Annotated in this window: 16 protein-coding genes and 1 tRNA gene; 9 read left to right on the forward strand and 8 right to left on the reverse strand. The window is 56.8% G+C overall.

The window, feature by feature from the left end; translation table 11 throughout:
* Positions 1–85: 85 nt before the first annotated feature.
* The 4 genes from H7849_RS11655 to H7849_RS11670 all read left to right on the forward strand — a co-directional run bounded on the left by H7849_RS11655 (position 86) and on the right by H7849_RS11670 (position 5,569).
* Positions 86–1,507 carry a pyridoxal phosphate-dependent decarboxylase family protein gene (locus H7849_RS11655; RefSeq protein ID WP_186746692.1) on the forward strand — a complete coding sequence of 474 codons (1,422 nt, stop codon included), beginning with the start codon at positions 86–88 and terminating at the stop codon, positions 1,505–1,507.
* A gap of 5 nt (positions 1,508–1,512) precedes the next feature.
* Positions 1,513–2,787, forward strand: a complete 1,275-nt coding sequence (locus H7849_RS11660) for an O-acetylhomoserine aminocarboxypropyltransferase/cysteine synthase family protein (protein WP_186746693.1) — start codon at positions 1,513–1,515, stop codon at positions 2,785–2,787.
* A gap of 49 nt (positions 2,788–2,836) precedes the next feature.
* Positions 2,837–4,003 (forward strand): homoserine O-succinyltransferase MetA, encoded by a 1,167-nt coding sequence (metA, locus tag H7849_RS11665; RefSeq protein WP_186746694.1) that lies wholly within the window; start codon positions 2,837–2,839, stop codon positions 4,001–4,003.
* A gap of 87 nt (positions 4,004–4,090) precedes the next feature.
* On the forward strand, positions 4,091–5,569 hold the full coding sequence (locus H7849_RS11670; protein ID WP_186746695.1) for an aldehyde dehydrogenase family protein: 1,479 nt from the start codon (positions 4,091–4,093) through the stop codon (positions 5,567–5,569).
* Positions 5,570–6,317: 748 nt separating this feature from the next.
* Here the strand turns inward: H7849_RS11670 and H7849_RS11675 are convergent.
* Positions 6,318–8,750, reverse strand: a complete 2,433-nt coding sequence (locus H7849_RS11675; RefSeq protein ID WP_186746696.1) for an ABC transporter permease — start codon at positions 8,748–8,750, stop codon at positions 6,318–6,320.
* Between the two features lie 656 nt (positions 8,751–9,406).
* Between H7849_RS11675 and H7849_RS11680 the strand changes: the two genes are divergently transcribed.
* From H7849_RS11680 to H7849_RS11695, 4 genes are all read left to right on the forward strand, one after another.
* Positions 9,407–9,491, forward strand: a tRNA-Leu gene (locus tag H7849_RS11680).
* A 44-nt stretch (positions 9,492–9,535) separates the two neighbouring features.
* The gene (gene secG, locus H7849_RS11685) at positions 9,536–9,829 is read left to right on the forward strand and encodes a preprotein translocase subunit SecG (protein ID WP_186746698.1); all 294 of its coding nucleotides are present in this window, start codon (positions 9,536–9,538) and stop codon (positions 9,827–9,829) included.
* A gap of 109 nt (positions 9,830–9,938) precedes the next feature.
* Positions 9,939–11,237 carry a metal-dependent hydrolase family protein gene (locus H7849_RS11690; RefSeq protein WP_186746699.1) on the forward strand — a complete coding sequence of 433 codons (1,299 nt, stop codon included), beginning with the start codon at positions 9,939–9,941 and terminating at the stop codon, positions 11,235–11,237.
* 63 nt (positions 11,238–11,300) lie between these two features.
* Entirely contained in the window at positions 11,301–11,969 is a 669-nt protein-coding gene (locus tag H7849_RS11695) for a carbonic anhydrase (protein ID WP_186746701.1), read from the forward strand.
* 2 nt (positions 11,970–11,971) lie between these two features.
* Here the strand turns inward: H7849_RS11695 and H7849_RS11700 are convergent, their stop codons facing one another.
* A complete protein-coding gene (locus tag H7849_RS11700; RefSeq protein WP_186746703.1) occupies positions 11,972–12,229 on the reverse strand; it encodes a hypothetical protein in 258 nt (85 codons plus the stop codon).
* A 72-nt stretch (positions 12,230–12,301) separates the two neighbouring features.
* On the opposite strand from H7849_RS11700, the gene H7849_RS11705 reads away from it, so the two are divergent.
* Entirely contained in the window at positions 12,302–12,931 is a 630-nt protein-coding gene (locus tag H7849_RS11705) for an MBL fold metallo-hydrolase (RefSeq protein WP_186746704.1), read from the forward strand.
* Positions 12,932–13,606: 675 nt separating this feature from the next.
* Here H7849_RS11705 and H7849_RS11710 read toward each other — a convergent pair.
* The 6 genes from H7849_RS11710 to H7849_RS11735 are packed head-to-tail and all read right to left on the reverse strand — an operon-like array spanning position 13,607 to position 16,000.
* Positions 13,607–13,855, reverse strand: a complete 249-nt coding sequence (locus tag H7849_RS11710; protein ID WP_186746705.1) for an excisionase family DNA-binding protein — start codon at positions 13,853–13,855, stop codon at positions 13,607–13,609.
* 3 nt (positions 13,856–13,858) lie between these two features.
* Positions 13,859–14,089, reverse strand: coding sequence for a hypothetical protein (locus tag H7849_RS11715; protein ID WP_186746706.1), 231 nt, complete (start codon positions 14,087–14,089; stop codon positions 13,859–13,861).
* Positions 14,086–14,625: a hypothetical protein gene (locus H7849_RS11720; protein WP_186746707.1), complete on the reverse strand. Its 540-nt coding sequence runs from the start codon at positions 14,623–14,625 to the stop codon at positions 14,086–14,088. The genes H7849_RS11715 and H7849_RS11720 overlap by 4 nt, the downstream gene beginning before the upstream one ends.
* Positions 14,626–14,661: 36 nt before the next feature.
* Positions 14,662–15,171, reverse strand: coding sequence for a hypothetical protein (locus tag H7849_RS11725; protein ID WP_186746708.1), 510 nt, complete (start codon positions 15,169–15,171; stop codon positions 14,662–14,664).
* Positions 15,168–15,533: an ASCH domain-containing protein gene (locus tag H7849_RS11730; protein WP_186746709.1), complete on the reverse strand. Its 366-nt coding sequence runs from the start codon at positions 15,531–15,533 to the stop codon at positions 15,168–15,170. Before H7849_RS11730 ends, H7849_RS11725 begins: the two co-directional genes overlap by 4 nt.
* Complete coding sequence (locus H7849_RS11735; RefSeq protein WP_186746710.1) at positions 15,533–16,000, reverse strand: hypothetical protein; 468 nt, start codon at positions 15,998–16,000, stop codon at positions 15,533–15,535. Before H7849_RS11735 ends, H7849_RS11730 begins: the two co-directional genes overlap by 1 nt.
* Between the last annotated feature and the right edge of the window lie 2 nt (positions 16,001–16,002).

Here is a 16,002-nt window from a genome sequence, read left to right on the forward strand (position 1 = left end):
TCTAATCAGAATCCGGTCCCAGGGAGCACTTTCGAGACATGCAAATTCATCTCTATCGAGATTGCGCTTAAGCAAAAGGGTGTGAATGATCATTAGTCAGTTTGGGGACGAATTTGAAACGCTGCAGGCAGAAATTGCGCGCGGCCCCATTTTCCCTTGTGTGACGCCAGATGAGATCCGAAGCTATCTCGCCTCACGGTATGACTTCAAGAAAACGCGGACTCTTGAGGAAGTCATTTCCGACGTAGAGCAAATGCTGCGGACGTGGCAGGTGCAGGTGACGCATCCTCGCTACTTTGGCCTCTTCAACCCGAGCGTAACCCTTGCATCTGTCATCGCCGACACGCTTGTTGCTATGTACAACCCCCAACTTGCGAATTGGCGAACCTCGCCGGTTGCGAATGAGATCGAAAGGCATACGCTCGGTTGGCTAACCGCAAAGTTTGGTCTTCCTGCGACGACCATCGCGACGTTCACGAGCGGCGGAACGGAAGCGAACCTTTCAGCGGTTGTTGTCGCCTTAACGCGGGCCTTCCCAGACTATGGCGAACACGGGCTTCGGCACCTGGCTGCATCGCCCGCGATCTATCTCACAGAAGAGGCTCACAACGGGTACAACAAAATTGCGCATATGACGGGGCTGGGTAGAAGGGCCCTCCGAACGGTGGCGACGGACCGACATCTGAAGCTGGATCTCGGCGATCTCGAACGACGAGTGGCTGAGGATCGCCAGAACGGGTTCTCCCCGTTCATGGTTGTCGGCACCGCTGGGACTACGGCGGCCGGTATCATCGATCCCCTGGACGAGATCGGGCGCTTTTGCCGGGAAGAAGGCTTATGGTTTCATGCCGACGCGGCGTGGGGTGGTGCAGCAATCATCTCACCAAAGCTCAAGCATTATCTTTCCGGAATCGATACCGCAGACTCGATTACATGCGATGCGCACAAGTGGTTCTCTGTCCCCATGGGCTGTGGGATGTTCTTTTGCCGGCATCCTGATCGCGTTCTCGAGGCATTCCGTGTGGACATCTCTTACATGCCGAAGAAAACGGATCAGACGGTCACGGATCCTCTCATGACCTCGGTGCAATGGTCCCGCCGCTTTATCGGTCTAAAGCTCTTCATGGCGCTTGCGCAGCATGGCGAATCAGGGCAGGCTGACCTGATCGAGCACCAGACGCGTATGGGTAACGTGTTGAGGGAGGCGCTCGATGCCTCCGGCTGGCGCATTATCAACTCAACACCGCTCCCTCTGGTTTGCTTCACCCGAGATGGACTTGTTCCTGCCAGATTTCTGGCCACACTCCGAGAGCAGCAGGTCGCATGGATGTCGGAAGCTTCGATTGGAGGGGCTCCAGTCTTGCGGGCGTGCATCACGAGTTTCAGAACGACTGAGGCTGATATTCACTGGGTGGTGGACGAGATGAACCGTCTCTTCTTACAAGATTCGGGTCAAAGCATGTCGAATCAGACAGTGGCTATCCCTGTACAGTCCACGAGCAGATGAGGAGTATGAAACGAGAAACGATTGCCGTTCATGGTGGTTACGAACTCGATCCAACCACGAAGGCTGTGGCTGTACCTATTTATCAAACGGTTTCCTATGCGTTTGATAGTGCAGATCATGCGGCGGCGCTATTCAATCTGGAGGCAGAAGGATATCGCTACACGCGGATTTCGAACCCGACCACCGCAGTACTGGAGCGGCGTGTCGCGGCGCTCGAAGGAGGGCTGGACGCCCTGTGCGTCAGCAGTGGGCAGGCCGCGGTTTACTATGCGGTCCTGAACGTCACTGAGCTGGGAAGCAACATCGTGTCGGTTCCTCAGCTCTACGGAACCACGCACAGCCTGTTCAGTCACCTCCTGCCAAGCCAGGGTGTGAATGTCCGATTTGGAGAATCGGATTGCCCGCAAGCGCTGGAGAGATTGATCGATGACAAAACGCGCGCGCTCTTCTGTGAGAGTGTCGGGAATCCGGCAGGAAATATTTGCGACATCGAGGAGTTAGCCTTCATCGCGCACAAGCATGGGTTGCCGTTGCTGGTCGATAATACAGTGGCTACGCCCATGTTGCTACGGCCGATTGAGTATGGCGCCGACATTGTTATTCACTCTCTTACAAAATTTCTGGGTGGACACGGCACAACACTCGGAGGGGCCATTGTCGACAGCGGGAATTTCCCTTGGAACGAGCACACTTCACGGTTCCCCATGTTTAACCAGCCGGATCCCTCCTACCATGGTTTGGTCTACACCGAACACTACGGGAGGGCAGCCTACATTGGACGCTGCCGCAGTGTTTATCAGCGGACCACCGGCGCTGTGTTGTCGCCTATGAGCGCGTTCCTGTTGCTCCAGGGAATCGAAACGGTTGCGCTGCGGATTGACCGCCACGTCGAAAATGGCAGGAGAGTTGCCGAGTTCTTCCGCAACGATCCCAGGATCGAATGGATCAATTACACCGGATTGCCTGGCAGTCCGTATTATTCGCTCGCGAAAAAATATCTGTGTGGCCGCGCCTGTTCTCTGATGACCGTCGGTCTCAAGGGCGGCTTCGAGGCTGCAGTTAAGTTTTATGATGCGCTCACACTTGTGACACGCCTTGTCAATCTGGGTGATGCCAAGTCGTTGGCCTGCCATCCCGCATCGACGACTCACCGACAGATGTCGGCAAAAGAACAACTCCACGCCGGCGTCAAGCCGGAGATGATCCGGCTCAGCATCGGGATCGAACACAGCGAAGATATCATCGCAGATCTGGATCAGGCGCTCGACGCGACGGTCTAGGCTGATTCCTTTTCCCCGAGTGGCTCATATCAACCTGAGGGAGATATTTATGCCTGCCTTTTTGCAAACAAATCCATCCAGTTCCGACAGGCAACCATGCGCGAAAGGGCTTTGCGCTAAGCCGTTTGCGGAGTGCTTGGATCGGTCGGGTAACTCCCTCACAATTGGATTGATCAACAACATGCCGGATGGAGTCCTTGAGGCAACGGAACGCCAGTTTCTTTCACTCCTCAATTCGTCTTCTCACGGTATTTCAGTCCGCATGGTGCTCTATTCGCTGCCGGGTGTCCCTCGAAACGAATTGGGTGCCCGCCATGTCAGTAAGTCCTATTCGAGCGTTGAGAACCTGTGGGACACACAGATCGATGGGCTCATTGTTACCGGAAGGGAGCCTGCGACGCCGAATCTCGCGGACGAACCATACTGGGAAAGTTTCACGGCGGTCCTAGATTGGGCGCGGGACAACACCTACTCGACTATCTGGTCATGTCTTGCCACTCACGCTGCTACTCTCTATCTCGACGGCATTCACAGGATCAGAAGCGACCATAAACACTCCGGGGTCTTTAATTGCACCCGAGTCTCAGATCATTCACTCACTGCAAAGACACCCTCTCGCTTTAGGCTTCCGCATTCCCGGTGGAACGGTTTGCCGGAAAGCGAACTGACCTCCAGAGGATATTCGGTGCTCACCAGGACCGCGGATGCCGGCGTTGATACATTCATCAAAAAGTACAAGAGCATGTTTGTCTTTTTCCAAGGTCATCCCGAATACGAATCCAATGCTCTTCTGCTCGAATATCGCAGAGATGTAGGCCGGTATCTGCGAGGAGAAACAAATCGGTATCCTTTAATGCCGCAGGATTATTTCGACCGCGATACAGTGATTGCATTGACGGAACTGGAACAAGAAGCAACGATCAATCCGCGTGACGAGCTACTGGCGCAAGTCTTCGGGAAATTGGAGCGGATAGATGTCGAAAACACCTGGCGCGAGACAGCGGTCTGCATCTATAGAAGCTGGTTGCAGTACATATGGGCACAGAAAAAGCGCCGTTTACGGACCGGCGGAGTTGCAGTGAAAGCCAGCGGTGTTGATGTCTTGATGTCGCCACAATCAACAGAGGTTGACGCTTCTACTTCAGCTGGTTTCCCGAATCATCAGGAGTCAACTGCGATCTCTACGCCTTCTACTAGCATGTTGACGATCCTGTAACTCATCAGCGTCACCGGTGATTAACGGTAGCGCTTAAAAAGCGATAACAACATACCTGTAAAGTCTTGTCGAAAGGAGTTCCCTCGCATGGCCTCGACCTATTCAATGCCAACAGAAACCCGAATTGTTCCTTCAGCGACTGAGCTTCTGATCAACAATCGCTGGATTGCGAGCGAGTCGGGTGAGACTTTCGCGACGATCAATCCCTCTACCGGCGAGGAGATTTGTCGGGTGGCCGCAGCCCATGAACTCGACGTGGACAAGGCTGTCCAGGCAGCGCGGAATGCCTTCGAGCGAGGACCGTGGAGAAAAATGCATGCGTCCGAACGCGGCAAGCTACTTTACCGTCTCGCTGACCTGATCGAAGGCCACGCCGACGAACTCGCACAGTTAGAGGCCCTGGACAACGGTAAGCCTGTCTCAGTGGCAAAGCGGGTAGATGTTGCCAAAACAGTTGCCTGCTATCGGTATTTCGCAGGGTGGGCCGACAAGGTTCAGGGAAAAACGATCCCCATTGACGGCGACTTTTTCTGCTACACACGTCATGAGCCCATCGGCGTGGTGGGGCAAATCATTCCGTGGAATTACCCCATGCTCATGCAGGCGTGGAAGCTTGCCCCGGCTTTGGCCACGGGAAATACCGTCGTGATGAAGCCGGCCGAGCAAACACCTCTCTCCGCGCTGCGCATAGGGGAACTGGTAGTGGATGCGGGTTTTCCCGAGGGCGTCGTCAACCTGGTGCCTGGCTTTGGCCCCATAGCCGGCGCAGCGATCGCGCGTCATATGGACATAGACAAGGTGGCATTTACCGGTTCCACTGAGATTGGGCGCCTCATCCTGGAAGCTGCCGCGAGATCAAACCTAAAGCGAGTCACTCTCGAACTGGGGGGGAAAAGCCCGAACATCATATTTGAGGACACAGATCTTGACGAAGCGGTGGAGGGCGCTCACCTGGGATTGTTCTCCAATCAGGGCCAGATCTGTTGCGCAGGATCAAGAGTGTTTGTCGAAGAGAAGATCTACGATCAATTCGTAGAAAAGAGCGTAACCCGCGCCAGCAAACGCATCGTCGGAGACCCCTTCGATCCCCAGACCGAGCAGGGTCCGCAAATCGATCAAGCACAGGTCGACAGAGTGATGGGTTATATCGAATCAGGGCAAAATGAGGGCGCCACACTTGCCTGCGGCGGCAAGCGTGTTGGAAATCTAGGCTACTTCGTGGAGCCTACCGTGTTCGCCGATGTTCACGACAACATGAAGATTGCCAGGGAAGAAATCTTCGGACCGGTAATGAGTGTAATCCCATTTAAGGATCTCGCGGAGGTTGTCACAAGGGCGAACAAGACGAACTATGGGTTGGCGGCAGGTGTCTGGACCCGTGATATCAGGAAGGCTCACGCAATCGCTAACAACGTGCGGGCTGGTACGGTGTGGGTGAACTGCTACAACATCCTAGACACCAGAGCTCCCTTCGGTGGGTTCAAGCAGTCAGGGACTGGACGCGAGCTGGGCGAGTATGGACTGCAGCAGTACACTGAGATAAAGACGGTCATTGTAAAGCTGTGAGAGATTTCGACCGTACTCGCGTGTGAATTGATAGCAATCGCCTTGAAGTCCTGTCTTCAAAACCCGCCCTCATAGGAAAACGCAAAATGTAGTATCTTAACAATCCACAATTACGTTATTTAATCTTATCAATCTAAGGCCTACGACACCGAGCCGCCGAACTCGCTGTCGTGGGCCTTTTTGGTTGGTAAGATCGAGCGGCACTCGATGCACTCGTCTTCGCGCAGCAGGTCTATCGACGACAACAGAAGCGAAGCTAGTGTATATATTGCTAAAAAATGCCATGCGTCTAGCGAAAGATCGGACGCCACTTCTCCCTCCGCTGATCAGCGCGGCCGAACCAAAACTCGGCTCATGCTCATTGAATAAAAAGGTCGGGATGACCCGCTTCGCCTTCGAATCGCCTATCTATGCCCACCTACCTGCCAGTTATGGGATGTTTATGATTGATTGAGAATAAAGTTGTTCGACGCTCCACCTCTGTATGCTCGCTGAGGCCGCTTTGCGTTCATCGCATATCATACGAAGTCACTTTGCCATTTTGGATATCTGGTGCCAAAACGACGCTCGTCCAGGCGACCGTTACGATTTCGTCCACGCAGCGTGCTCTGGAGAAGCTAAAACAATGGCGAGGAACACGATGTCAAAGTGCTAAGGCCTGATTGCATCAATATTCTTCGGCGGGAGCGTTGGAGGGCTCGACCCTCCCTAGGACTACTGCTCAACCTCAGCGCGAATTCGCCTTCGTTTACGACGCGCGTATTGCAGCAACGGGGTCGACGCGCGTCGCGCGTCGCGCGGGAAAGTAGCATGCGAGAACCGACATCGCCCCAAGCAACACCACAACCACGATGACCGTCAGAGGATCGTTGGCTCCCACCCCGTAGAGCCACGCGGCAATGAAGTGCGCGAGGCTGAACGAGAGCGCCAGCCCTAAACTTAGCCCGATCGCTGTTAGCGAAAGCCCTTGCATCAGCACGAGCCTTAGAACGTCACCGGGTGAAGCGCCAAGTGCGACGCGGATGCCGATCTCGTGCGTGCGAAGCGCCGTGCGGTACGCCACGACACCATAAATGCCGGTCGTCGCGAGGATCAGCGCGATCGCCGCCAGGATGCCCGCAAACGTGCTCTGCATGACCGCAAAGATCGTCGCCATCTGCGTGGTCTCGCGCATGGAGCGGATGTCGAAGACTGGCAGCTGCCCATCAATCTCGTGAATTGCGCTCTCAACCGCCGGTGCTATGTCGTTCGGATTGCCTTGCGTCCTCACCTGCACAATGGTCTCGAAACCTCGCTGGAAGTAGCTCATGTAGACCATCGGCGCGGGGCGTTCGTTCATAAACTCGTGCTTCGTGTTCTTCACCACGCCAATGACCGCAGCAACGCTGTTCCCTATATGGAGCCTCTTCCCCACCGGGTCCTGCCCTGGCCAAAACCGTTTCGCGGCCGTCTGGTCCACAATCGCTACCAGCGGCGCCTTTCGGTCGTCATACTGTGCGAAGTCGCGCCCTTCGAGGATAGGCACGCCCAGCGTCTCGAAGTATCGAGGCGTCACCTCAGCATGTTGCACCTCGAGCGATTCATGCGGGCGTGGCACATACCCTTCCGGGTATGCGTCATCCGTCTTGCGGTTGAAGTTCATCGGCATCCAATCGGTGAGCGACGCAACCGTTACAGTCGGCAATACCGCTACCCGGTCGAGAATCTTGTGGCAGATCGCATCCACCTCGTCGCTGGAGTAGCCGGCGGTATACAGTCCCACAGACGCCGTCAACACATGATCCTGCTCGAACCCGGGGTCGCCCGCGGAGAGATTGCGCAGCGTCTGCAGAAACAGTGCCGAAATCACCAGCAGCGCCAGCGAAAACGAGATCTGCGCCACCACCAGGCCGCTGAGCAGCCGCCGGTTGTGCGAGCCTCCTGAGATGCTTGACGACTCATCCTTGAGCGCCTCAGACGCAGGGACATTTGACGATCGCCACGCTGGAAGCGCGCCGGAGAGCACGCTGGCCAGCGCCGCCAACACCACGACCCCAATCACCACGTTTTGATCCACGGTTCCGTTCAGCACAATGGGGTTCGAGTTTGCAGGAATGAATCGAGCAAAGGTCTTCGCCGTCAACGACGTCAGCAACAGAGCCAGCGCACCCGCACCGGCTGAGAGAATCACGCCCTCCAGCACCATCTGCCGCACCAGCTGCACGCGTTGCGCCCCCAGCGACTGCCGGATCGCAATCTCGCGCCGCCGCGACACAAACCGGACCAACATTAGCGTAGCCACGTTGGCGCAGGTCAGCACGAGCACCACTCCGGCGATAGCCAGCAGGATAGGCAGCGTGTCAGCCATGTAGACGTTTGCCCCGAAGGGCGAGCGCCACATCGGGTCCAGCGTGATGGTGTTCGTTCCCAGGTGATCGTTCGGATAGGCCGCCACGATCCGCCGCATGATCGTTTCGAGGTCCTGCGTCGCCTGCTCGCGGCTCACTCCAGGCCGCAGCCTCCCCAACACAATAAGAAAGGCGATGCTGCGATGCGTGATCCGATACTCATTCGTCCCAAGCGGGTTCAGCGTCAGCCATGCATCGTCCCGAAGCCCCGGCGCCGCCCCGATAAACCCCTCCGGCGCTACGCCGATCACCGTCACAGGATGCCGGGCAATCTCGATCGTCTTGCCCACAATCTGCGGGTCTCCCGCATAGCGCGTCTTCCAAATTGAATAGCCGAGCACGACATACGGCTGGGCGTCGGGCCGCGTTTCTTCCTCGGGCAAAAAGAACCGCCCCAGCAGAGGCTTCACTCCCAGCACGTCGAAGAAGTTCGCTGACACATTCCCGATATAGATGCGCTCAGGCGCGGCTCCCGCGCCCGTCAACGTGATCCAGTCAGAGTGATAGGCAAGAAGCCCGGTCAGGCTCTGATTCTGATCTCTCAGATCGCGGTAGTCGAGATAAGAGAGGGGCGGCGTTGGAGAGGTGCTCCACGCGCCTCGCATCACGCTCACCAGTTCACCGGTATGCCGCGCTCCAGGAATCGGATGCAGCATCGTTCCGTTGATCCAGCTGAAAACCGTGCTGTTGGTGCAGATGGCAACAGCCAGTATCACCGTCGCCGCAATCGTGAATCCGAGATTCCTGCGCAGTTGTCTCACGGCAAAGCGTGTATCCCGAAGCAGTCCTGCCATAGCCGCCTCCCAGGGACATTGTTCTTAGGGAACGATAGCACTGCGTGGTACGCCAGCATTCAGTGCGCCAAAGCGCGTCAAAGCCTAAGATATTGCTCATCAGTGATATAGCTTGTGCGAGAGCTTCCAGGCCCGGCTTGCCAGTGGTCACTTTTCCTCCTGCATGTCCATTCTCGAACACCCGCGAGATTCATCTGCTCGCTTGCTATAAGGCTGCTTACCGGACGCGCCGTCAGCTCATGCATAATCGCCGAGTCACTCATTGACCAATCCAGACAGAGAAAACCCGAACTGTCGGAGTTCGGGCGAGTGACCAGCAATCCGGAATGTCTGGTCCGCCGCCGTATGGCAAGCGAAAAATGGGAATGGGAAAGCATGCCCTGAGGCATGCTTCCTGACCGAAACCGGCGAGTACACGGACCCCTTTACATTGCAGTATGTAGCTGGCCACGATAATATAAAGACAACGATGCGTTACGTTCATCCACAGGCGAACGCGGTTCAAAAGTTGTTTATCCGTTTTGGGAGATTTGGATCGCAGAGTGGACGGCCTTCGGGGAGCAAGACGTACCGAGTCGGTGCAAAATCCGGTGCAGGTTCAACGGGTTCTCAAGAGAGCACCGGATAAGTAATTGAAGGTTTGGCAGTTACAAAGTGCGGAAGTGGTGAAATTGGCAGACACACCATCTTGAGGGGGTGGCGCCGAGAGGCATGGGGGTTCAAGTCCCCCCTTCCGCACCAAAAAAGTCCGACGTATCTTTCCGAGGTTTCCTGAAGAATCACGCATGTTTTATTTATTGGTTGTTCTCCACGTCATCGTCTGTGTCTTTCTGGTCATCGTCGTGCTGCTGCAGCAGGGCAAGAGCGCTGATCTTGCCGGCGCATTTGGCGGCCAGGGCTCACAGACAGCCTTTGGTCCGCGCGGAGCAGCTAACCTGTTGACGCGGCTTACAACGTGGTGCGCCATCATCTTCATGCTGACCTCCATCGGCCTTACGATCCTTATGCAGAAGCGCACGGGCGGACACTCCGTTCTCGAAGGCACAAAGGCGACGCAGTCGGTTCCTGCCAAGAAGTAACCCCACTCACTCTTAGTTGCTCAAAAGGCAGGCCACAAGCCTGCCTTTACTATTTGCAGCGCTAGCTCTGTTACCATCACGCTCACAGACCAACTAAGGATTCCCACCAGTGAGTTCCAAGAACCCGCTTTATCTTCTCCTTGCCTTTTCGACCATCGCGCTTCTTCCCATTCAGGCACAGACGTCGTCTTCCAAGGAAATTGCCGTGCATGCCGGGCGGGTAATCGACGTGCGTAGCGGCAAAGTTACCTCTGACGCCTACATCCTGATTCAGGGGGAACGCATTCAAGCCATCAGCACCAGTGCGCCCCCGGGTGATGCCGTAATAGACATGAGCAGGTATACCATCGTGCCGGGGCTTATCGATTGCCATGCACACATCCTTTCCGATCCGACGACGCAAACAGCCGGCAAATACCTGATGACGTCAGCGCCGCAAGCGACTGTGCGAGGCGTTGCCAACCTGCAAGTATGGCTGGCTCATGGATTCACTGCCCTGCGGGATGCGGGGGAAGAGTATCCATCCTATCCGCAGTTCGCCCTGCGTGACGGCGTTGCCAAGGGACTCATCACCGGGCCACGCATTGTCGCTGCGGGGAGTTTCGTCTCCGTTACAGGTGGACATGGGGATGGCGATCTCCTCTCGCCGGATAAGCCGGGCCTTGAGCAACCCAACACGGTAGACACCGTGGACGATGTGAGCCGCATCGTGCGCCGCGATATCAAGTACGGAGCGGACTGGATCAAGCTCATGGCCACTGGCGGCGTGATGGACCCGATCAGTGACTACCGCGTGCAAGAGCTCAGTGACGAGCAGATGGCTCGCGCGGTTGAAGTCGCGCACCGCGCGGGACGCAAAGTCATGGCGCACGCTGAAGGCACGATTGGCATCAAGGCCGCGATCCGCGCAGGCGTCGACTCGATCGAGCATGGGACCATGCTCGACGATGAGGGCGCGCAGATGATGGCGCAGCGTGGGACGTGGCTTGTGCCTACACTCTACTGCTTCCAGCATGACCTCGAAACCGGCCTGTCGAAAGGGCGCGATCCGCGCAGCATGGCGAAAGGCATCGACATCGTCAAGGAGCAGGGACCGGCGTTTCGGCGGGCTCTCAAGTACCACCTGAAGATCGCCTACGGCGTCGACGATGCCGACGTTGATGAGTCCGTGTCGAAGGAGTTTGGAGCACTGGTGCGGGGCGGCATGACTCCGCTTGAAGCGCTGCAGGCAGCGACGATCAATGGTGCAACGCTGCTCTCGCTCGACAAGGACATGGGAACGATTGAGCCGGGTAAATACGCCGATCTGGTTGCGGTGTCAGGCGATCCGCTGACAGATATCACCGTGATGGAGCGTGTTGCGTGGGTGATGAAGAGTGGATCGGTTGTGAAGCCGCTGGCGCAATAATCATGCAGCTGCAATGCACTGCGCTATCATGGTCTCTCTGTCAGTTCCGGCACGGAGGATTGCATGGCTTTCTCCCGTCGCAGTTTCATCGGCGCTTCCGCAGCGAGTCTCGTCGCCGCAGGCTCGCTCGACTTCCTCTCAACTCCGCATCTCAGCGCGCAATCGCCTCTCACTCCTGATGAAGCTCTCAGGGAGTTGGTGGATGGCAACGAACGCTTCGCCGCTGGACGCATGACCAGCATTGAGCATGATCTCAAAGTGCTCAAGGAACGCACCGTCGACAAGCAGGAGCCCTACGCGGCCGTGCTTGCCTGTGCCGATTCCCGCGTGCCGGTGGAACTTATCTTCGACCAGACGATCGGGCACGTCTTCGTCACGCGCGTTGCGGGGAACCTCGCCACAACCGAGATCATCGCCAGCCTTGAATACGGCGCTGCTGTGCTTGGAACCAAGGTAATTCTCGTTCTCGGCCATGCCAACTGCGGCGCGGTAAAAGCGGCGATTCAGGGCAAAGATGCGCCTGGCCAGATCAGCGCGCTCTTCCCGCATATTCAGCCAGCGATCGATCAGGCAGGCTCCGATCTTGCTACCGTCACGAAGGCAAACGCTCAGGTTCAGGCGAAACTGCTGAGCGAGGCATCGACCGTGATCGCCCCGATGGTCAAGGAGGGCAAGGTGAAGGTTGTTGCCGGAGTTTACGACATAGGAACTGGGAAAGTGACGCTGGCCTGAAGCTACAGTTTCTCCGGCGCAGGGCCGTATTGCTTGAGCAGATCGTCGATGTTCTGCGCCTTCTTCGAGCGCCACGTCTCTTCGCCCCATTTCTTCGCTTCAGGCGAGTCATCGCCTTGCAGTTCCTGATACACGAAGCTGAGGACGCGGTCGGTTGGTTCTTCGACCCAGGTGTTTCCTTGTCCTTGTACGCGCGAGGCGCCGCGCTCCCAGCCGCGAGGCGTCAGATGCCATTCGGTCCACTCTTTGCGGATTGCCATAGCGGAATCATTGTTACGCATTTTGCGCGTTTTGGGCAGCTTCCCAGAGAAACAATCGTAGACAATCAAAATATGATCCTCGAGACCTTTCCTGTTGGCATGCTGCAATGCAACTGCACGATCCTCGGAGATGAGACGACCGGCGAGGCGATGGTGATCGATCCGGGTGACAACATCCCACAAATTGTTGCGCGTCTCGAAAAACATCGGCTCAAGTTGAAGCAGATTGTGGTCACGCATGCGCACATCGATCATGTTGGCGGCGCGTTGAAACTCAAGCAGCAGACCGGTGCGCCCATTTTTCTGAACCAGAATGATCTGCCGTTGCTGGAGATGATGGAGATGCAGGCGGGGTGGCTGGGAACTGCTACTCCCGAGGTGGCGCCGCCGGACGCGAGCGCCGATGACCACCTTGTCGTCGGACTGGAGAGGTATCCGGCGACGGTGCTGCATACTCCGGGACATACGCCCGGGAGCATTTGCCTGCACTTCGCTCCGCTGAACCTGCTGGTGGCTGGCGATACGCTCTTTGCCGGGTCCATCGGGCGGACTGACCTTCCGGGTGGGGACTATGGGAAGATTCTGCGGTCGATCCGCGACCGGTTGCTACCGCTTCCGGATGAAACGCAGGTCATTCCGGGACATGGGCCAGCGACGACGATCGGGGAAGAACGCGATTCGAATCCTTTCCTGCAGGGGTAAACCCCCTCCCCCTCCCCGCCCTTCTTCCGGTTCCTTATTTTTCAACAATTTAGCGGGGGATAATCCCCCGCTATCCTGCTGATTCTGTTTGGGTTATGTCGTTTCTAGTGTTTTCAACAACTTAGCGAGGGGTCTTCGTTTCTGTAAATGGAAAAGCCCGCTCATGGCGGGCTTTTTGCTTCCTATTTCAAGGATAGCAGTTTCGGCGAAATAACACGCCAAGTCTCTTGTGAGTACAGAAAGTAAGCTGCACTGGTGGGATATGGCGGGCGGGCGCGTGAAACAGCGGGATTGACGCGGGCGCGGGGCATTTTTCCACAGCATTTCGGACTGGAACCGATACAGGCTTTGCACTGCACCGAGATGGAACTTGGCACTTGGATTTCGACGCTAAGTGACTGATTTCCCGTCCGGCTGCGTGCCAAATCCGAGTGCCATGAGTGCCACGGTGATTTTCGGCCGGTCCGCAAACGGTGGAAAACTCGTGATTCCCGCCACCGATGCGGGTAAAACCGCCTCCGGGCATCCAAGTGCCACGCCCGATCCGGCGCTCCGAAGGCGAAAATCCAAGTGCCATGCCGGACATACTAAAAATCATAGATTCGCCTCGAAAATATTCTCGGGAGGGTACTTGACAGGGTCCAGAATCGCCCTCGGAACGCAGCCTATCAGCATCTAAAACCTCTTCTCCAGGCCGCTCTTTTCGTGCAGATCCTCGCAGTATTTTACAAAGGCATCATAGTTGATGCGCCACGGGCTGCGCGCCACACCTGGGCGCACTTTGTAAGACATCAGCGTTCCGTCCTGACACATGCGCTCTATGGTGTCACGCGAGACGTCGAGGATCTCGGCAGCACGCTCGACGCTGATGGTGACCCTCGGACTCCAGGGCAGCAGTAATTGGTCAGGGATACGAAGCTTCATGTCTTACTCCACCTTCAGATTCGGAACAATGCGCAGATGGCGGAGGAAGTCATCGTCTGAAGGAACAGCAGCGTTATCAACTTGTCGCTCGACATAGATCTCTATCTCTGCCTTGACGCCGACGTCAATGCCGTGAGCGTCTGCGTGCTCGATCGCTTTGGCCCACTCGGCACTATCGCTGAGCGCCTTGTTAAATGCATGGAGCAACAAATCGGCTATCTCTCGTGTGGTCATGCGCTCTGTCTCCTGTAAGCCGTCTCGTCCTTCCAGAGACCGCGCGCCTGGGCCATGCCCTTCAGCGCCCACCATACGCGATTTGCTTCGCGCAGCGTGCGGATGCTCGGATTGGACTTCTTTCCCAGCGGTGAGCGAGGCGAGCGCAGCCATCCTTCGAACTGCGCCTGGCTCCATCCAAGCACGTCGAGCGCGCGTTGAATGCGCGCCAGCTCTTCGGGGCCGACGAGCGTCACGCTGCTGTCGTCGCTGCCCTTGCGCCCTTCCGTGCCGGCACGCCGCGCGCGCTCGCGATCCATACGCTTCGACGTGGCCGGAGCCTTCACGCCGAGCTGCGCCTGGGTGACATCGATGAGATGGCGCGCGTCCTCGAAGGTGAGTTCACTGAAGGAAGAAATCTTGCGGCGCACGAGCTGCGAAGCCCATTCCAGGCGTGCTTCGCGGCCGCCGTTGCCGCCGTCAAAGGTATGACGAGCTAACTGCCCATAGAGCACCTGCAGCCGCTTCATCTGACCTGTAGTTATCTTCGTTTCCATGACTCACTCCAACTTAGATCAACTTACTAACTTGACTTATAACTGCGTTATACCTTCTACCGGGCCAGAGGCCGTCCAGGTTTGCGAAGATTCTTGCCGCAATGCGGGCAAGTTGGCGGCTTCCGTCCGTTGATCTCCCTGAAGTCCTTCATCCGGCAACTGTCGCTGCAGAAGCGGTCTCTGTTTCTTTTTACGGGCTTGCCGCATCCGGCTCTTTGACACACGCGTAGGTACATGGGGTTTGCGCCCACCGTTTGATCCCTTCTCCTTCAGCTTGCTTTCGTGCATGGATGCGCCGAGTATTCCGTAGCCGGCGATGTCTCGATAGGGTGATTCGCCCAGGGCGTCGCGGTCGGTTGCAATGCGTTGCAGCTTGTCAAAGACCCGCGTGATGAGCAGCGCGTCGTCGAATTGCTCAGGGCGAATCCCATCGGGATACAGCAGGCGCAGGAAGGCACCGGACTTGGCAAAGCTGCTGCCATAAGCGGCGTTCTTCTTCTCGACCAGCGCGCCGATCTCGGTGGCGATGTGGAGGAACTGCTTCACGCTTGCGCTCCTGAGAATTTCCAGTGAATGATGTCGCCCTCGAAAGGTAGCCGACCGTTCCAGAACTTCATCATGTCGACATAGCTGGCAAAGCCATCAGCAGCAGCGAGCGCCTCACGCTCATCGCTATGAAGACGCTCGCCGTCTATAAAAATCGAGCCTGTTGAATCAATAACAATGTCCTGCACTTTTGTGCAGACCGGCTCCATCAGTCGTTCGCAAAATTTAGTACGCATCCCACAGAAGAGATAAAGGCGTTCACCGGGCTTCGTGCAGCGCTTGCGTTTTGCCCGAATGGTGTGACGTTTGCGGCCGCTGAGGATCATCGGCTTGAACTGTTGCTTGAAGTTGAAAGCAGCCATCACAGCAAACCCTCCTCGTGCAGTAACCGAAGATCGAGCGAATCGAGCGCCGAGCCGTTATCCTTGCGCTTTTTCGCGCGCTCCAGAAACCATGCGCGTACATCATCTTTCGATTCGACTTCGGCGGATTGCATGCCAACCGTCGCTTCGGAGCTGACCTTCTTCGGAAGACGGAAGCGATCGAGCGGCCCATTCTTGTAGCGCAGCAGATCGCGGAACCAGCGATAGATGCCTTCGCCTGGTGCGTGGTCATCGCTGGTGAGCCGATGCTGCAGGCACTGGTCGATTATGCCGACGCTGATCGATGGATGCGCGCGCAGGAACGCCCCAACGCATCCCGCCTCGGCCGCGCCCCACGGAAGGTCCGGCGTATCGGGATTCTCAACGGACCAATAGGCCGCGAGCAAGCTCTTCACCGTCGCGTGGCGATGATCGGAAGGTTCCTTACGTGGGCGGCGTGGGGACATGC

The sequence above is a fragment of the Alloacidobacterium dinghuense genome (assembly GCF_014274465.1).
GTDB classification, from domain to species: Bacteria; Acidobacteriota; Terriglobia; order Terriglobales; family Acidobacteriaceae; genus Alloacidobacterium; species Alloacidobacterium dinghuense.

Excerpts from the sequence above, each read along its gene's own strand:
- H7849_RS11655 (WP_186746692.1), top strand. The coding sequence starts at position 86 with ATGATCATTAGTCAGTTTGGGGACGAATTTGAAACGCTGCAGGCAGAA.
- H7849_RS11660 (WP_186746693.1), top strand. The coding sequence starts at position 1,513 with ATGAAACGAGAAACGATTGCCGTTCATGGTGGTTACGAACTCGATCCA.
- metA (WP_186746694.1), top strand. The coding sequence starts at position 2,837 with ATGCCTGCCTTTTTGCAAACAAATCCATCCAGTTCCGACAGGCAACCA.
- H7849_RS11670 (WP_186746695.1), top strand. The coding sequence starts at position 4,091 with ATGGCCTCGACCTATTCAATGCCAACAGAAACCCGAATTGTTCCTTCA.
- H7849_RS11675 (WP_186746696.1), bottom strand. The coding sequence starts at position 8,750 with ATGGCAGGACTGCTTCGGGATACACGCTTTGCCGTGAGACAACTGCGC.
- secG (WP_186746698.1), top strand. The coding sequence starts at position 9,536 with ATGTTTTATTTATTGGTTGTTCTCCACGTCATCGTCTGTGTCTTTCTG.
- H7849_RS11695 (WP_186746701.1), top strand. The coding sequence starts at position 11,301 with ATGGCTTTCTCCCGTCGCAGTTTCATCGGCGCTTCCGCAGCGAGTCTC.
- H7849_RS11700 (WP_186746703.1), bottom strand. The coding sequence starts at position 12,229 with ATGGCAATCCGCAAAGAGTGGACCGAATGGCATCTGACGCCTCGCGGC.
- H7849_RS11705 (WP_186746704.1), top strand. The coding sequence starts at position 12,302 with ATGATCCTCGAGACCTTTCCTGTTGGCATGCTGCAATGCAACTGCACG.
- H7849_RS11710 (WP_186746705.1), bottom strand. The coding sequence starts at position 13,855 with ATGAAGCTTCGTATCCCTGACCAATTACTGCTGCCCTGGAGTCCGAGG.
- H7849_RS11715 (WP_186746706.1), bottom strand. The coding sequence starts at position 14,089 with ATGACCACACGAGAGATAGCCGATTTGTTGCTCCATGCATTTAACAAG.
- H7849_RS11720 (WP_186746707.1), bottom strand. The coding sequence starts at position 14,625 with ATGGAAACGAAGATAACTACAGGTCAGATGAAGCGGCTGCAGGTGCTC.
- H7849_RS11730 (WP_186746709.1), bottom strand. The coding sequence starts at position 15,533 with ATGGCTGCTTTCAACTTCAAGCAACAGTTCAAGCCGATGATCCTCAGC.
- H7849_RS11735 (WP_186746710.1), bottom strand. The coding sequence starts at position 16,000 with ATGTCCCCACGCCGCCCACGTAAGGAACCTTCCGATCATCGCCACGCG.